Source organism: Agromyces molybdatiresistens (assembly GCF_052748445.2).
Window position 1 is genome coordinate 1353894 of the sequence record NZ_CM188258.1, and the last position, 14952, is coordinate 1368845.

The 14952-nt window shown below is 69.4% G+C and carries 15 protein-coding genes; 5 read left to right on the plus strand and 10 right to left on the minus strand.

The window, feature by feature from the left end; genetic code table 11:
• Positions 1-25 precede the first annotated feature (25 nt).
• Complete coding sequence (locus tag ACULK2_RS06165) at positions 26-1006, minus strand: glycosyltransferase (RefSeq protein WP_445969404.1); 981 nt, start codon at positions 1004-1006, stop codon at positions 26-28.
• 43 nt (positions 1007-1049) lie between these two features.
• On the opposite strand from ACULK2_RS06165, the gene ACULK2_RS06170 reads away from it, so the two are divergent.
• Both ACULK2_RS06170 and ACULK2_RS06175 read left to right on the plus strand, forming a co-directional pair.
• Entirely contained in the window at positions 1050-1334 is a 285-nt protein-coding gene (locus tag ACULK2_RS06170; protein WP_445969403.1) for a hypothetical protein, read from the plus strand.
• Positions 1331-2848: a glycosyltransferase family 2 protein gene (locus ACULK2_RS06175; RefSeq protein WP_445969402.1), complete on the plus strand. Its 1518-nt coding sequence runs from the start codon at positions 1331-1333 to the stop codon at positions 2846-2848. The genes ACULK2_RS06170 and ACULK2_RS06175 overlap by 4 nt, the downstream gene beginning before the upstream one ends.
• A gap of 62 nt (positions 2849-2910) precedes the next feature.
• Here ACULK2_RS06175 and rfbD read toward each other — a convergent pair whose 3' ends face one another.
• Together rfbD and rfbB are read right to left on the minus strand one after the other, a co-directional pair.
• Positions 2911-3759 carry a dTDP-4-dehydrorhamnose reductase gene (gene rfbD / locus ACULK2_RS06180; protein WP_445969401.1) on the minus strand — a complete coding sequence of 283 codons (849 nt, stop codon included), beginning with the start codon at positions 3757-3759 and terminating at the stop codon, positions 2911-2913.
• A 2-nt stretch (positions 3760-3761) separates the two neighbouring features.
• Complete coding sequence (rfbB, locus tag ACULK2_RS06185) at positions 3762-4760, minus strand: dTDP-glucose 4,6-dehydratase (protein ID WP_445969400.1); 999 nt, start codon at positions 4758-4760, stop codon at positions 3762-3764.
• Between the two features lie 137 nt (positions 4761-4897).
• Here rfbB and ACULK2_RS06190 point away from each other — a divergent pair, with 137 nt between their 5' ends.
• A complete protein-coding gene (locus ACULK2_RS06190) occupies positions 4898-5509 on the plus strand; it encodes a dTDP-4-dehydrorhamnose 3,5-epimerase family protein (protein ID WP_445969399.1) in 612 nt (203 codons plus the stop codon).
• Between the two features lie 3 nt (positions 5510-5512).
• A complete protein-coding gene (gene rfbA, locus ACULK2_RS06195; protein WP_445969398.1) occupies positions 5513-6382 on the plus strand; it encodes a glucose-1-phosphate thymidylyltransferase RfbA in 870 nt (289 codons plus the stop codon).
• 7 nt (positions 6383-6389) lie between these two features.
• On the opposite strand, the gene ACULK2_RS06200 is transcribed toward rfbA, so the two are convergent.
• The 6 genes from ACULK2_RS06200 to ACULK2_RS06225 all read right to left on the minus strand — a co-directional run bounded on the left by ACULK2_RS06200 (position 6390) and on the right by ACULK2_RS06225 (position 12721).
• Positions 6390-7214 carry a hypothetical protein gene (locus ACULK2_RS06200; protein WP_445969397.1) on the minus strand — a complete coding sequence of 275 codons (825 nt, stop codon included), beginning with the start codon at positions 7212-7214 and terminating at the stop codon, positions 6390-6392.
• A 5-nt stretch (positions 7215-7219) separates the two neighbouring features.
• Positions 7220-8449, minus strand: a complete 1230-nt coding sequence (locus tag ACULK2_RS06205) for an ABC transporter ATP-binding protein (RefSeq protein ID WP_445969396.1) — start codon at positions 8447-8449, stop codon at positions 7220-7222.
• Positions 8450-8505: 56 nt separating this feature from the next.
• A complete protein-coding gene (locus tag ACULK2_RS06210; RefSeq protein WP_445969395.1) occupies positions 8506-9402 on the minus strand; it encodes a glycosyltransferase in 897 nt (298 codons plus the stop codon).
• Between the two features lie 11 nt (positions 9403-9413).
• A complete protein-coding gene (locus tag ACULK2_RS06215; RefSeq protein ID WP_445969394.1) occupies positions 9414-10331 on the minus strand; it encodes an ABC transporter permease in 918 nt (305 codons plus the stop codon).
• Positions 10332-10343: 12 nt separating this feature from the next.
• Positions 10344-11429: a glycosyltransferase family protein gene (locus tag ACULK2_RS06220; RefSeq protein WP_445969393.1), complete on the minus strand. Its 1086-nt coding sequence runs from the start codon at positions 11427-11429 to the stop codon at positions 10344-10346.
• Between the two features lie 308 nt (positions 11430-11737).
• Positions 11738-12721: a lysylphosphatidylglycerol synthase domain-containing protein gene (locus ACULK2_RS06225; protein ID WP_445969392.1), complete on the minus strand. Its 984-nt coding sequence runs from the start codon at positions 12719-12721 to the stop codon at positions 11738-11740.
• A gap of 112 nt (positions 12722-12833) precedes the next feature.
• Here ACULK2_RS06225 and ACULK2_RS06230 point away from each other — a divergent pair, with 112 nt between their 5' ends.
• Positions 12834-14024, plus strand: a complete 1191-nt coding sequence (locus ACULK2_RS06230; RefSeq protein WP_445969391.1) for a glycosyltransferase — start codon at positions 12834-12836, stop codon at positions 14022-14024.
• Positions 14025-14031: 7 nt separating this feature from the next.
• Here ACULK2_RS06230 and ACULK2_RS06235 read toward each other — a convergent pair whose 3' ends face one another.
• Positions 14032-14952 carry an NAD-dependent epimerase/dehydratase family protein gene (locus ACULK2_RS06235; RefSeq protein WP_445969390.1) on the minus strand — a complete coding sequence of 307 codons (921 nt, stop codon included), beginning with the start codon at positions 14950-14952 and terminating at the stop codon, positions 14032-14034.

Genomic DNA, 14952 nt, shown 5'->3' on the forward strand with positions numbered 1-14952 from the left:
ACCGTGCACAGGCACCCGATTCGGGTCAGCCGCGCAGGTAGCGCAGCAGGCCGGCGGGAATCGGACCGCGGACGCGCAGCAGGCCGTGCACGCCGCCGACGACCGTCGCGACGAGGTGCTTCGTGCGCTTCGGCCCGCTGACGATCGCATCGAAGGTGGGCCCGATCTGGCGCTTGACGACGGCGAGGGTCCACCGCCTGCGCCGGAGGAAGTTCCGGAACACCAGATCGATGTTGTTGCGGATGATGTAGTACTGGCGGAACGGGGAGTGGTACTGGTACAGGTGCCCGCCGTCGCGGTGGGCGAGGGTGAGTCCGAAGGGCCGGAACGGCACCATCTCGCCGAGCGCATGCGCGATGTCGGTGTCCTCTGCGATCGCGATGCGGAACCCGCGGTCCCGAACGCGCAGGCAGTACTCCGTGTCGACGCAGTCGATGACGAGACGCTCGTCGAACAGGCCGGCGGTCTCGAGGCATTCCCGCGAGATGACGAAGCCGGATTGGATCGCCTCGGGCACGAGCCCGATGCCCTCCGGCGAGTACCAGGTCGGGATGGACGGCTGGCCGTTCACCCGGTCGGTGCAGACGATCCCGACCCGGGTGACGCGGTTCGCGCGAGCGAAGGTGTCGAGGCACGACGCGATGTACCCGCCGGGCAGGTCGGTGTCCTGGTCGGTGTTCACGACGAAGTCGGCGCCGTCCTCCAGCGCCGCTCGGACGCCCACGTTGAGCGCCCGGGCGATGCCCGAGTTCCGGTCGAGGCGGATGCTGCGGCTGTTCGAGATCTCGTCGCCGATCCTCCGGAGGACGACGTCGGCCGCCGGGCCGGTTCCGTCGTCGACGACGATGAGCTCGTCGACCTGCGACGCGAGCGAGCGCAGGTTGTCGACGACCCGGTCATCGGGATGGAACGTCGGGACCACGGCCACGACGCGCGCCGTCGCGGTCGTCGTGGGTGACGCGGTGACCGTCGCCAGTGGTGCTCGGGGCGGTCGCGAACGGGGCATTAGGCTAGCTTACGTTCCACCCGCCGGAAGGAAGATATCGAGCGTGAGCGCCGTCCCTGAATCGAATTGGTCAGCGGGGAGGCCCGACACCGGCCTCACCCCCGAGGAGCGGGCGGCTGAACAGCACCTCGAGCTCCTCGACCGCGTGATCGGGCTCGAACAGCAGGTCGCCGAACTGCAGTCCACCGGCCTCCTCGGTCCGTCCGAGACCATCGCCGTCGAGCGCAACCTGGCGGCCATGCGTTCGTCGATGACCTGGCGCGCCGGCCGGTTGGTCACGCTGCCGATCCGCGCGGCGAAGGTCGTCAAGCGGCGGATCCTCGGATGAGCGACGCGCAGCCGGCCTTCGGCGACCGGTACGACGTCTGGATCGATGCTGCCGGCCTTGCGGGTGGCGAGGCGCGCCGCGCTCTCGACGCGGTCCTGGCGGCGGGCGTGGCTCCGGTGTCGGTGCGGCTCGTGGCCCACGACGGCATCGACGAGGCGGCGCGCTCGGAGCTCGACGACGTGGCGCGAGCGACCGGCGCTTCGGTGACCGAGGCGGGTGCCGCGGTGCTCGACGGCCTCCTCGCGGCCTCCTCCGCCGAAGCGCTCGTCATCGTCCGCGCCGGTCGCATCACGCCGGACGCGATCGCCAAGGTGGACGGATTCCTCGCGCGGTACCCGGAGGTGCAGGCGGTCTACGGCGATTCGACGACCGAGAGCGGTGCGCCGCTCATGCGTCCGTTGTTCTCGCCGCTGCGCCTCCTGGGCAACGACTATCTCGGACCGGTCGTCGCCATCCGGATGGGTGCACTGCGCCGTCTCGGCGGGATCCGTGGTGAGGCGCGCCGTGCGCAGGTGCTCGACCTCGTGCTGCGGCTCGACCGGGCGAGCGAGCGGATCGCCTTGCTTCCGGACATCCTGGCCATCGAGGACCTCGCGCACGACGACTACGCCGGAACGTCGGAGGCGCAGCGGCGCGTCGTGGAACACGAGCTCCGCGCACGGGGCATCAGCGCCGACGTCGACGACGTCGAGCCCTTCCTGCGGCGCGTGCGATACGCGCTCGACGACGAGCCGCTCGTCTCCGTCGTGATCCCCACACGGGGGAGCAGCGCGCAGATCGGCGGAGCGGAGCGGGTGCTCGTGGTCGAGGCGGTCCGAGGTGTGGTCGAGGGCTCGAGCTACGGCAACATCGAGGTCGTCGTCGTCGCCGACGCGGAGACGCCACGTGAGGTCGTCGACGAGCTCGAGCGCATCTGCGGTGATCGACTCCGTCTCGTCCTGTGGGACGCTCCGTTCAACTTCAGCGGCAAGATGAATCGCGGAGCCGCAGCGGCTCGCGGCGAGTTCCTCATGCTGTTGAACGACGACGTCGAGATCGTGACGCCGGACTGGCTCGAGACCATGGTCGGACTCGCACGGCAACCGGGCGTCGGCATCGTGGGCGCGCAGCTCTACTTCGAGGACAGCACGCTGCAGCACTCCGGGCAGGTGTACACCGGCGGCGTCGCCGGGCACGCCGCCTTCGGCTGGGAGGGCGGCCGTGACGACTCGATCAAGTCGCTGAGCGTCGACCACGAGGTCTCCGGCGTGACGGCGGCCTGCGCGCTGGTCCGGCGCGACGTCTTCCTCGAGGTGGGGGGCTTCAGCCTCGCGTTCCCCGGGAACTACAACGACGTCGACCTCAACATGAAGATCCGGGCGACCGGCCGGTCAGCGGTGTTCACCCCGTGGGCGCGTCTGTACCACTTCGAATCGAAGACGCGCGACCCGAAGATCCTCGACACGGACATCTCCACCCTGCAGGCGCGGTGGGGGCGACGGATGCAGGTCGAGCTCTACTCGCGCTTGCTCTGACGCAGCGGCGCCGCGGCATCCGCGAGCACAGCAGCGGATGTCGCGGCGCCGACGCGTCCGACTCAGGCGATGAGCGCGCCCGCCCGGACGGCCTCGGCGAGGGCCTCGCGCCACGGACGCATCTCGGCGATGCCGGATGCGGCCCACCTGTCGTGGCCCAGAACCGAGTACGACGGGCGCGGCGCCGGGCGGACGAACGACGAGCTGTCGGTCGGCGTGATCCGCTCCGGGTCGAGACCCGACTCCTCGAGCACCGCTCGCGCGAACTCGTACCAGGTCGCCCGACCCGAGTTCGTGCCGTGGTAGATGCCGGCGGGAGCGTCGGAGTCGACGAGCCGGACGATCTGCTCGGCGAGGTCGGCCGTCCACGTGGGCTGGCCGAGCTGGTCGTCGACGACGGACCACGTGTCCTTCGACTTCGCGAGGTTGAGCATGGTCTGCGCGAAGTTCGGTCCGTTCGCGCCGTAGAGCCAGGCCGTGCGCACCACGTAGGTGCCGTCCGGGTGCGCGGCGAGTGCGAGTTCCTCGCCGGCGGCCTTGGTGCGGCCGTAGGCGTTGATCGGGTCGCGGGGGAGGTCCTCCGCGTACGGCTCGGTCGCGTTCCCGTCGAACACGTAGTCGGTCGAGATGGTCACGAGGCGCGCCCCCGTCGCTGCGCACGCCGCGGCGAGGTTCCCGGTGCCCGTCGCGTTCACCGCGTAGGCCTGCTCCTCGTGCGCCTCGGCGTCGTCGACCTTCGTGTACGCGGCGCAGTTGACGACCACGTCGTGCCCGGCGACCGCCTCGGCGACCGCGGCGGCATCCGTGACGTCGAGGTCGGCACGGCCGAGCGCGGTGACCTGCCGGTCCGCGAGCGCCGACTGCAGGTCGCGTCCGAGCATCCCGTTCGCGCCGGTGATGAGCACCCGCACGACTACTGCCCCTGCGCCTTGTACTTCGCCTCGGTCTCGTCCTTCTGCGGGGCCCACCACGCCTCATTGTCGCGATACCACGCGATCGTGTCGGCGAGGCCCGACTCGAAGTCGGAGAATCGCGGCTCCCAGCCGAGCTCGGTGCGCAGGCGCGTCGAGTCGATGGCGTAGCGCAGGTCGTGGCCCGGACGGTCGACCACGTGGTCGTACGCGTCGGCCGGCTTCCCGAGGGTCGTCAGGATCAGTTCGACGACGTCCTTGTTGTTCCGCTCGCCGTCGGCGCCGATCAGGTAGGTCTCGCCGATGACGCCCTTCTCGAGGATCGTGAGCACCGCGGACGAGTGGTCGTTCGCATGGATCCAGTCGCGGACGTTCTCGCCCTTGCCGTAGAGCTTCGGGCGCTCGCCGCGGAGGACGTTCGTGATCTGGCGGGGAATGAACTTCTCGACGTGCTGGTACGGGCCGTAGTTGTTCGAGCAGTTCGAGATGGTCGCCTTCACGCCGAACGAGCGCACCCATGCGCGGACCAGGAGGTCGCTGCCGGCCTTGGTCGAGGAGTAGGGGCTGGACGGGTTGTACGGGGTCTGCTCGGTGAACTTCGCCGGGTCGTCGAGCTCGAGGTCGCCGTAGACCTCGTCCGTCGAGATGTGGTGGAAGCGGATGTCGTGCTTCCGCGCGGCCTCGAGCAGCGTGTAGGTGCCGATGATGTTCGTGTCGAGGAACGGTCGCGGGTTCGCCAGCGAGTTGTCGTTGTGGCTCTCGGCGGCGTAGTGCACCACGGCGTCGTGCTCGGCGAAGAGCTCGTCGACCAGCGCGGCGTCGCAGATGTCGCCCTTGACGAACCGGAACCGGTCCTCGGGGAGTCCGTCGAGGGAGGCGAGGTTGCCGGCGTAGGTGAGCTTGTCGAGCACGGTCACCGAGTGATCGGTGTTCGCGAGCACGTAGTGGACGAAGTTCGAGCCGATGAAGCCGGCACCGCCGGTCACGAGAAGTCTTGACACGCGCTTCATCCTACCGAGCGCATCCGGGCCGGGGATCGATCGCGTCTCCGCCCATGGGGCTTTCCGCATTCGCGACCGTGTCCGAGTCCGTCCACGTGACGGCCTGAGGCCGACAGCACCTTGGGTAGACTTCCGGGGTGCAGATCCGCGAACTGAAGATCCCCGACAGCTACGAGATCACCCCGAAGCAGTTCGGCGACGACCGCGGGGTCTTCCTCGAGTGGTACCGGTTCGACCGCCTCGAAGAGGTCGTCGGGCACCCGCTCTCGCTGGCCCAGGCCAACACGTCGGTCTCGAGGCGAGGTGTCGTGCGCGGCATCCACTTCGCCGACATCCCGCCGAGCCAGGCCAAGTACGTCACGGCGACCCGTGGCGCGGTACTCGATTTCGTGATCGACATCCGCGTGGGTTCGCCGACGTTCGGTCAGTGGGACTCCGTGCTGCTCGACGAGCAGGACCGGCGGGCGATCTACATCGCCGAGGGCCTCGGGCACTGCTTCGTCGCGCTGAGCGACGACGCGACCGTGAGCTACCTCGTGAGCGCGCCGTTCAACGCACCGCGCGAGCACGGCGTGAACCCCCTCGACCCGGAGATCGGACTCGACTTCACGCTCGATTCGGGCGACCTGCTCCTCTCGCCGAAGGACACCGAGGCTCCGAGCCTCGCCGAGGCCGCGGCATCCGGACTGCTGCCCACCTGGGAGGCCGCTCGCGCCTTCTACGACTCGCTGAACTCCAAGGGGAACTGAACGATGCGCGGCATCATCCTCGCCGGTGGATCCGGCACGCGGCTCTGGCCGATCACCAAGGGCATCTCGAAGCAGCTCATGCCCATCTACGACAAGCCGATGATCTACTACCCGCTGTCGACGCTGATGATGGCGGGTATCAACGAGATCCTCATCATCACGACGCCCGAGTACAACGCGCAGTTCAAGGCCCTTCTCGGCGACGGTTCCGATCTCGGGATCCGCCTCGAGTACGCGGTGCAGCCGTCCCCGGACGGCCTGGCGCAGGCCTTCATCATCGGGGAGGAGTTCATCGGCGACGAGTCCGTGGCGCTCGTCCTCGGCGACAACATCTTCCACGGGACCGGCCTCGGCTCGGCGCTGCGGCAGCACAACGACATCGACGGCGCCGTCATCTTCGCCTACCAGGTCAGCGACCCCACCGCGTACGGCGTCGTCGAGTTCGACGAGGACTTCACCGCGCTCTCCATCGAGGAGAAGCCGGCGGAGCCGAGGAGCAACTACGCCGTTCCCGGCCTGTACTTCTACGACAACGACGTGGTCGCGATCGCGAAGACGATCGAGCCGAGTGCGCGCGGCGAACTCGAGATCTCGACGGTCAACGAGCGCTACCTCGAGGCCGGCAAGCTCAACGTGCAGGTGCTCGACCGCGGCACCGCCTGGCTCGACACCGGGACATTCGAGTCGATGATGCAGGCGTCCGAGTACGTGCGCGTCATCGAGGACCGGCAGGGCTTCAAGATCGGCTGCATCGAGGAGATCGCCTGGCGGGCCGGCTGGATCGACGATTCGCGCCTCGGCGAACTCGCCGCCCCGCTGGTCAAGAGCGGCTACGGGCAGTACCTGAAGCACCTGCTCGCGACCGAGTCCTGACGCGCCGTCAGTTCGGGCGGAGGTCGGGCCGCGAGTCGTAGAGGTACGTGAAGAACTCGTCCTTGCGGTCGATGAGCCCGTGGTACTGGTTGCGCTCGTCGAGCACGAACTCGAACGGCGCTTCGGTCTTCGCCAGCGTCCATCCACGGGTACGCGCGCGGAAGCTCATCCACTGGTCCTCGATGAACCGGTACCGGTCCGGTATCGCGCTGAAGAACTCGGGGTCGTCGACGATCTCCGCGTCGACGACGCAGCCGCCGGTTCCGACGTACGTCGCGGCGTCGCCGTCCTCGATCGGCTCGCGCGACCAATAGGATCCGTGCTGGCGGAAGGCGTACACGCCACGCACCGAACGCGGAGCGTACCCGGCCGTGAGCCGCGCGATGAAGTCCGTGCCGATCACCTGGTCATCGTCGAGGAGGACGACCGGACCGGAGTACCCCTGCCGGCGAAGGCGTCGGATCACGAGGAACCGCGCGAGTCCGCCGATGTTCACTCGGCTCGATCGGAACTCGACGCCGGCGAGCGCGCCGATGCCGGGGAGGGCGTCGACGGCCGACCGGTACGCATGATCGTGCTGCGGAGCGTTGTTCCACCAGCACAGCCGGAGCGGAGGCGAGCCCTCCTGCGCAGAAAGCTCGGCGAGGATCTCTCTCGCTCGTTCCGGCCGCGACCAGAGCGCCATCACGACCGGCAGCGACTCGGGGGTCGACTCGCCGGCCAGCGTGCGCATGCCGAAGCGCCCGGCCTCGGTGCGCCGGAGGAGGAGGGTCCGTCGGGCGCGCTCGATACGTCGCGTGACTCGTGCGGTGAGCCGCCGCATCCGGCTCATCGCGCTCAATCGACGACCGTGAAGCGGGGACGCGCGTACATCGAGCCCGCGGCATCCGGCTGCTCGGCGACGTTGAAGCTCGCCGCCTGCACGAGGTCGTGCAGGTGGCGGCCGGCGAAGTCCATGAGCGAGACGTTCACGAAGTACTTGCCGCCGGCGAACTTCGCGTCGTCGACGGTGAGCGAGAGCGTCCGCGTGCCCTCGAGCGGCGCGAGCTCGAGTCCGACGCGACGCGTGGTGGTGCCCCAGACGGGTTGACCCATGACGTTGTCGATCTGCACGGCGCAGACCCACTCGGCGATGCCGGTCGTGTGCTCGAGCGTCGTGGTGATCACGACGTCGTCGCCGGGCTCGAACGGTTCGCCATCGGCACGCCCGTCGACGTGGACGGCCGCGGTGAGGACGCGACCGTTCTCGAGCACCGGGTTGCTCGGTGCGTCGCGTTCCTGCTCGCGGCGCTCGCCCTCCAGCAGGTCGCGGAACGCGGCGATGGCGGTGTTCGGATCGCCGTCTTGGATCACCTCGCCGTGATGGAGCAGGATGACGCGATCCGCCAGCTCCGAGACCTGGCCCATCGAGTGCGTCACCAGGATGATCGTGCGCCCCTCGGTCTGGAAGCGCTTGATGGTGTCCAGGCACTTCCGCTGGAAGGCCTCGTCGCCGACGGCGAGCACCTCGTCGACGAGGAGGATGTCGGGGTCGGTGTGCACGGCGACCGCGAACGCGAGTCTGACGTACATGCCCGACGAGTAGAACTTGACCTGCGTGTCGATGAACTCGCCGATCCCGGAGAACGCGACGATGTCGTCGAACTTCGCCTCGGTCTCCGCCTGCGACATGCCGAGGATCGACGCGTTGAGGAACACGTTCTCGCGACCGGTGAGATCGGGGTGGAATCCCGCACCGAGCTCGAGCAGGGCCGCGATCCGCCCACGGCGGCGCACAGTACCCCGTGTCGGCTCGATGATGCCGCCGATGATCTTCAGCAGCGTGCTCTTGCCGGAGCCGTTGTGGCCGATGAGCGCCACGGTCTGTCCGGCGGACAGGTCCGCGGAGAGACCGCGGAGGGCCCAGAACTCCTCCCGATGCCGGCGCCCGGCCCGCCCGAGCGTGACGAGGCGCTCCTTCAGCGAGTTGTCCTTGCGGATGACGAAGCGCTTGGATATGTCCGTGAGGCTGATCACCTCGGGCGCCGGAGTCTGCGCGGCCGGGCTGACCGAACCAGTGCTGGCCATTCGGAGTCGCTCCGTTTCTGCGTGGGTGGTGTTGGTGGTGGTGACGCGTGAGGTGGTCAGGGGTGCGCCGTTCGTCCGGCGCCGGCGAAGGAACGCCTGCGACGCGTGACCCACTTGAGGCGGATCCAGAGGCCCGCCCGGAGCGCCCATCGGATCGGCGCCTGCCACCACGCGGGGTAGCGACGTGACAGGTACCGGTAGGCGCTGTCGTGGTGCACCGCGAGCATGCGGGTCGACACCTCGCTCGTGGAATGCGCGCCGAGGTGGGTCACGCGGGCGGCCGGGACGTACATGTTCGCCTGGCCGGTCGCGCGGACGCGGTCGCCGAGATCGACGTCCTCGAAGTACATGAAGTAGCTCTCGTCGAATCCGCCGAGCCGGTGGAACAGCTCGGTCCGGATGAGCAGGCAGGCTCCGGAGAGCCAGCCCGCGGGCCGCGGGCGATCGACGCTCACGGACTCCTCGCGATACCGGCGCGACCACGGGTTGCTCGGGGCGATCCCGCCGAGCAGGGCATGGCCGATCCCCTCGCGCAGCGTCGGCGTCCGGCGTGCGGACGGGTAGACCGTGCCGTCCTCGTTGAGGATCGCGGGGCCGAACGCGCCGACCTCGGGGTGGTGCTCGGCGAACCGGACCAGCTCGTCGATGGATCCCGCTTCGAAGCGGAGGTCGGCGTTGCACACCAGGAGGTACCCGTCGGATCCGGCCACGACGCCGGCACCGGCATTCACCCCGCCGCCGTAGCCGACGTTCCGGTCGAGCGCGAGGAACCTCGCCCCGGTACCCTCGGTGATCCTCCGGCTCGCCTCCCGGTCTCGGCTGTCGTTGTCGACGACCACCACGTCGAGATCGACGTCCTCCGTCGCTGCCTGGGTGAGCGAGGCGAGCAGGCTCGGCAGGACGCTGCTGGAGTTGTACGCCACGACGATCGTGGTCACGTGTGCGCGGGTCACGGCCGCCGCACCTAGAGCGCCTGGGCGAAGTCGCCCTGCATGCGGTTGAACACTGCGTGAGCGGCGACGAGGCCGACGAGGCCGACGAGGATCGCGATCCCCTGGCGCAGCAGAAGGTCGTCCGGGAACGAGGCGTCCGCACCGGCCGTCCAGAACGCCTTCTGGAATCCGAGGACGGCGAGCGTGATCGGGTTGTTGGTGTAGAGGTCCAGGACCCAGGGCTGCACGATGTCCTTGACCATCTCCCAGCTGTAGACGATCGGCGACGCCCACATCAGCAGCATGACGACGACCTCGATGAGGTACTGGATATCGCGGAGGAAGACGTTCAGGGCCGCGAGGAGCAGCGCCAGGCCGGCGCCGAAGACCAGGAGGATCGCGAGCGACGGAATGAAGTAGGCGAGCTCGGCGTGGAGGGGGAACGCTCCGAGCAGGAGTGTGGCCAGCAGCAGGATGCCGAGCTGGATCGTGAAGTTGAAGATCGCCGACCCGATCGAGGCGAGCGGGAAGATCTCGCGCGGAAGGTAGATCTTCTTCACCAGGCCGGCGTTGCCGACGATCGACCCCGCTCCGCCGAGAACGATCTCACTGAACAGCGTGTATGCGGTCAGGCCGGTGAAGACGTAGATGGCGAAGTCGGTGATGTTCCGCGCCGCGCCGAGGAACTGACCGAGGACGACGTAGTAGATCGCCAGCTGCGTGAGCGGCCGGACGAGCGACCAGAAGAAGCCCAGTGACGAGTCCTTGTATCGGGCCTTCAGGTCGCGCCGGATCATCAGGCCGAGCATCTCGCGTCGGCCGAAGATCTCCTTCAGCGAGCCGAGGAGGTTGTAGCCGCCGCCGTCCGTCGCGGTCTCCTCCATCGGGAGGTCGGCGAGGGTGCGGAATCGAGCAGCGCGGATCGCGGCGGCATCGGAGGAGGTACTCATGACGAGGAGAGTCTATTCGCTCGACTTCGGTCCATTCTGCGCGTCCCCCCCTGCGGGGCGGGGGAGGGAGCGTGCGACGCGGGCGGCCTTCGACATCGTCCGGTAGACGGGGTGCGTCTCGATGGCGTGCAGGCGCGTCGCGATCTCGTTGAGGCGGGCGTGGGTCTCGTCGAGTTCGGACGAGAGCCTCCTGGAACGCTGCTGCTCGGCATGCAACCCCGACCTGGTCTCGTCGAGCGCGAACTCCGCGGTGCGAAGGGACTCCCGGAGCTGCGCCGCCCAGCCGAGCCAGTCGGGCCGGACCCGCCGTGGGACGGCTCGGATCGGTTCGAGGAACGCCTCGAAGAACGAGGCGCGGGCGGCGTAGGAATGACGTTCGCGCACGATCGCGCGGAGTCGTTCGGCGAGCGCGACCCGTGCCGCATCGTCGTCGAGCAGTCGGTCGACGATTTCGACGAGCGGTGCGCCGTCGCCGTACGAGGGCACGTCGGAGAGGCCGAGCTCGGCCAACCCGGAATCGGTGTTGGTGATCGGGATCGCGCCGCACGCCAGCGCCTCGAAGAGCCGGCTGTTGTGATTCCCGAACGCCTTGGCCGGTCGGATCAGGTCGTCGAGGACGAGCTTGGCCGAACCGTACACCGAGGGGAGCTCCTCGAACGGCACGGACCCACGATGCACGATGCCCTGCGGGAGGACGAGGTGCTCGGCGTTCTGCCCGTACCAGTCGACCCGGTGGCGCGCGGCGACCGGCCCGATCGCGCTCTGGAGCTCGCGCTCGGCGCCCCAGAAGTTCGCCGTCGTGACGATGTCAGACGGTCGCGATCCGGACACGGATGCATCGAAGAGCTCGGTGTCGACGCCGATCGGCATCACGCCCACCGGGCCGTCATAGCGTTCGCGCAACTGCTCGGCCGTCGCCGACGAGGAGGCCAGGAAGCCGTCGAACGCCCCGAGGAACGGCAGTCCCGCCCATCGCTCGGTCCAGTTCCGGACCCACCCGACGAGGACCGTCCGGGCGGCGACACCGCCCGGCACGAACGATTCGATCATGCTGACGGCGACGTCGGCGACGGGAAGCGGCTCGTTCCACCGGGACATGGGCCAGAGACGGACGCCCCAGCCCGTGCGGTTGAGCGCTCGAGCGAGGCCGAGAGCGACGAAGAGGTCGCCTTTGCCTTCGGCTGGGTCGTCGGTGGAGACGCAGAAGACGACGGTTCCTCGGGGGCCGTCGGTCCGCGCACCGTCGCAGATGGCGAGGTGGTCGGCGATGACCCCCTCGACGCCTGGCGCGGATGATTCCGTGCGGATCGGGGACATTCAGGGCTCTCGGGTGTGCGGGGCGGGTACTCGATCCTTCCATACCCCGTCGAGCAGGGCGAACCTCGGCCGTTCCGGATGGCGGCGTGCTAGTCCGCCGGCGAGGGGACCGGATCGCCGGGACCGGCAGGGCTCGGGCCACCGGGAAGCGCTGCCGGATCGCCGCCGGCGGCGCGTCGGGCGGAGACGAGTGCCCCGCCGAACATCGCGAGATCGACCACGAGCAGCATCATCCGGCTCACGATCACGATGCCGAGCAGGGCGGCGGAGCCGACGCTCGACGCGAGCACGACGCCGAGGACCAGTTCCCGGACTCCGGCTCCGGCCGGGGCGATGATGAACAGGAAGCCGACGACCCAGGCGAACGCGAAGGCCGAGACGGCGAGCAGGATGAGCTCGGGGTCCGGCCCCACCGTCGCCGAGACCACGCACCACAGGTGGACTCCGAATGCCGCCCAGCTCGCGAACGACCACAGGGTCGCGGCGCCGAGCGGGGCCGTGCCGATCGATTCCGGAAGCGTCGACGTCCGCCGGATCAGACGGAAGCCCCAGCGCAGCCATCGCTTCATCACCGGCGGCAGCAGCAGGAGCACGCCGAGTGCTGCCGCCGCCCAGATCAACCAGGCGAACTGCTGGAGCTGCGGGAAGGCGAAGAGGACGCCGATCGATGCCACCGAACCGGTGGCGACGCTCACGAGGAGCTGCACGAGGATCGTTGCGGCGGTGATCGGTCCCGGGATGCCGGCGCGGATCCCCAGCGCGGTGCCCGCGACGATCGGCCAGACACCCCCCGGGATGTACTTGCCGATCTGCGAGATGAAGATGATCCGGGAGGCGTCGGCGCGAGTCACTCGGTGGCCGAAGGCGATCACGATGGACCTCCAGGCGAACATCGAGCAGACGACGCCGAGGGCGCCGGCGAGCAGCGAGCCCGCCAGCCACCACGGATCCATGCCGAGCACCGCGGTCGAGAAGGCATCCCAGTTGGCCGCGACGATCCAGACGATCGCGCCGAGCGCGACCACGGCGAATGCGTACTGCAGCGGCTTGCGATAACGGGACATGGTGCTCATCCGGACCGATTATCCCGGATGCGCGCTGCGGATTCGTACAGCGTCCCCATCCGTAGACTGTCTGGGGCCATCCGGCGGAACGCGATGGTCGAGACATTTGGAGGTCCCGTACATGGCAGGCCAGAAGCCGCGGCTGCTCGTCCTCGCGTCCACGTTCCCCGCGCACGCCGCGGACGGCACCCCGGCGTTCGTCCGGGACCTCGCCGAGCGAGAAGCCGAGCACTTCGAGGTCATGGTGGTCGTGCCACGCGTGCCCGGCGCTCCCGGGCGCGAACGGCTCGGCCCGCTCGAGGTCCGTCGATACGGCTACTTCCCGCGTCGATGGGAGGACCTGGCCGACGGCGCCATCATCGAGAACCTCCGCGAGAAGCGGTCCCGGTGGTTGCAGGTCATCCCGTTCTTCGTCGCCCAGTTCCTCGCCACCCGCCGGGCGGCTCGCGAATGGCGACCGGACGTCGCCCACGTCCATTGGATCATCCCGCAGGGCATCGTCGCCCGACTCGCCCTGCGACGCACGCCTGCGCTCCTGACGACGCTCGGCGGCGACCTCTATGCGCTGAACGCGCGTCCGCTGCGAGCGCTGAAGTCGTGGGTGATCCGCTGGGCGGCCGCCGTCACGGTGATGAACGCCGAGATGCGCGAGCGCGTGATCCGACTGGGCGCGGCGCCCGACTCGGTCCGGATCCTCCCGATGGGAGCCGACCTCTCGGCAGTCCAGGCAGTGCCTCCGACCCCGGCCGAGCCGGGCCGGACGAGGATCCTCTTCGTCGGCCGCCTCGTCGAGAAGAAGGGGCTGGAGGTCCTCCTGGACTCGGTCCGCGCACTCGGGACGGACTCGGCGGTCTCGCTCACCGTGGTCGGCGACGGTCCGTTGCGGTCGTCGCTCGAATCCCGTGCGCGCGGCCTCGACGTCACGTTCGCGGGGCAACTCGGTCGCTCGGAACTCGTGCGGAGGTACGCGGCGTGCGACCTGGCGGTGTTCCCGTCCGTGCTCGCCGCATCGGGAGACAAGGACGGCCTTCCGGTCGCGTTGCTGGAGGCCATGGCGGCCGGCTGCGCCGTCGTCGCCTCCGACGTCCCCGGAATCAACGAGGCCGTCCAGGACGGCGCGAACGGCGTGCTGGTGGCTCCGGGCAGCACCGAGCAGCTCACCGCGGCACTCGACGCGCTGATCGCGGACCCGGAACGGCGACGTCGACTGGGAGCGGGGGCCCGGGAGACGGCCGAGGAGTATTCGGCGGATGCCGTCGGCGCCCGGTACCGGGAGCTCCTGGGCGTCGTGTCGGGCGTCGACGCGCGCTGAGCGCGGCTCAGGCCGCTCGGTCGCGCAGCGCTCTCCAGGTCTGCTCGAGACCCTCCCGGAGCGGCGTGAGCTCGGGTCGGCCGAACTCGCCGGCGAACCGGGAGATGTCGAGCACGGATGCCTGGACGAACGTGGGCGGCTGGTCCCGCTGCTCGACGCGCGGCTCGATGCCGGTCACCGCGGAGAGGCCGGCGATGACCTCGTTGACGCTGGTTCCGTGGCCGCTGCCGATGTTGTAGACGAGGTGCGCGGGCTCCGCTTCGACGATCGAGAGGATCATGCGGATGGCATCGTCGACGTACAGGTAGTCGCGGACCATCGAGCCGTCGCCGAACCGCAGCACGGGTTCGCCTGCGGCGATCGCGCGGAGGGCGATCGGGATGAGGCCCTGGCCGTGGGTCGCGCGCTGCCTCGGGCCGTACGGGTTCGAGATCCGCAGCGCGACCGAGGAGAGTCCCGCCGTCCGTGCGAAGTATCCGAGGTACGACTCGACGGTGAGCTTCCCGATGCCGTACGGCGAGACGGGGTGCGGTGACATCTCCTCGTCGACCGGCGACGCCCCGAGATCGCCGTAGACGGCGCCGCCGGACGAGGCGAAGTACACGCGCTCGACGCCCTCGTCGGCGCAGGCCTGCAGCAGGGCGATGGAGGGGATCACGTTCCCGCGCACATCCAGGACCGGGTCGCTCCCGGCCGTCGCGGGGGTCGTCGAGGACACGAAGTGGAACACGCGGTCGTGCCCGGCCACCGCGCGTGCGACCGCCTCGGTGTCGGCGAAGTCGCCTCGCACCGCCGGTACGTCGGAGTCGAACGCGCGGCGATCGGTGCTGAACCGGTCGAACGCGGTCACGTCGTGCCCGGCCGAGGCGAGGGCATCGACCAGGTGGGAGCCGAGGAAACCGTTCGCCCCGACGACGAGCGCCCGCAC

Bases quoted from the DNA above. Each gene is read 5' to 3' on its own strand.
- ACULK2_RS06205 (WP_445969396.1), bottom strand. From the start codon at position 8,449: ATGGCCAGCACTGGTTCGGTCAGCCCGGCCGCGCAGACTCCGGCGCCC.
- ACULK2_RS06220 (WP_445969393.1), bottom strand. From the start codon at position 11,429: ATGTCCCGGTGGAACGAGCCGCTTCCCGTCGCCGACGTCGCCGTCAGC.
- ACULK2_RS06230 (WP_445969391.1), top strand. From the start codon at position 12,834: ATGGCAGGCCAGAAGCCGCGGCTGCTCGTCCTCGCGTCCACGTTCCCC.
- ACULK2_RS06215 (WP_445969394.1), bottom strand. From the start codon at position 10,331: ATGAGTACCTCCTCCGATGCCGCCGCGATCCGCGCTGCTCGATTCCGC.
- ACULK2_RS06225 (WP_445969392.1), bottom strand. From the start codon at position 12,721: ATGAGCACCATGTCCCGTTATCGCAAGCCGCTGCAGTACGCATTCGCC.
- ACULK2_RS06175 (WP_445969402.1), top strand. From the start codon at position 1,331: ATGAGCGACGCGCAGCCGGCCTTCGGCGACCGGTACGACGTCTGGATC.
- ACULK2_RS06200 (WP_445969397.1), bottom strand. From the start codon at position 7,214: ATGAGCCGGATGCGGCGGCTCACCGCACGAGTCACGCGACGTATCGAG.
- ACULK2_RS06165 (WP_445969404.1), bottom strand. From the start codon at position 1,006: ATGCCCCGTTCGCGACCGCCCCGAGCACCACTGGCGACGGTCACCGCG.
- rfbA (WP_445969398.1), top strand. From the start codon at position 5,513: ATGCGCGGCATCATCCTCGCCGGTGGATCCGGCACGCGGCTCTGGCCG.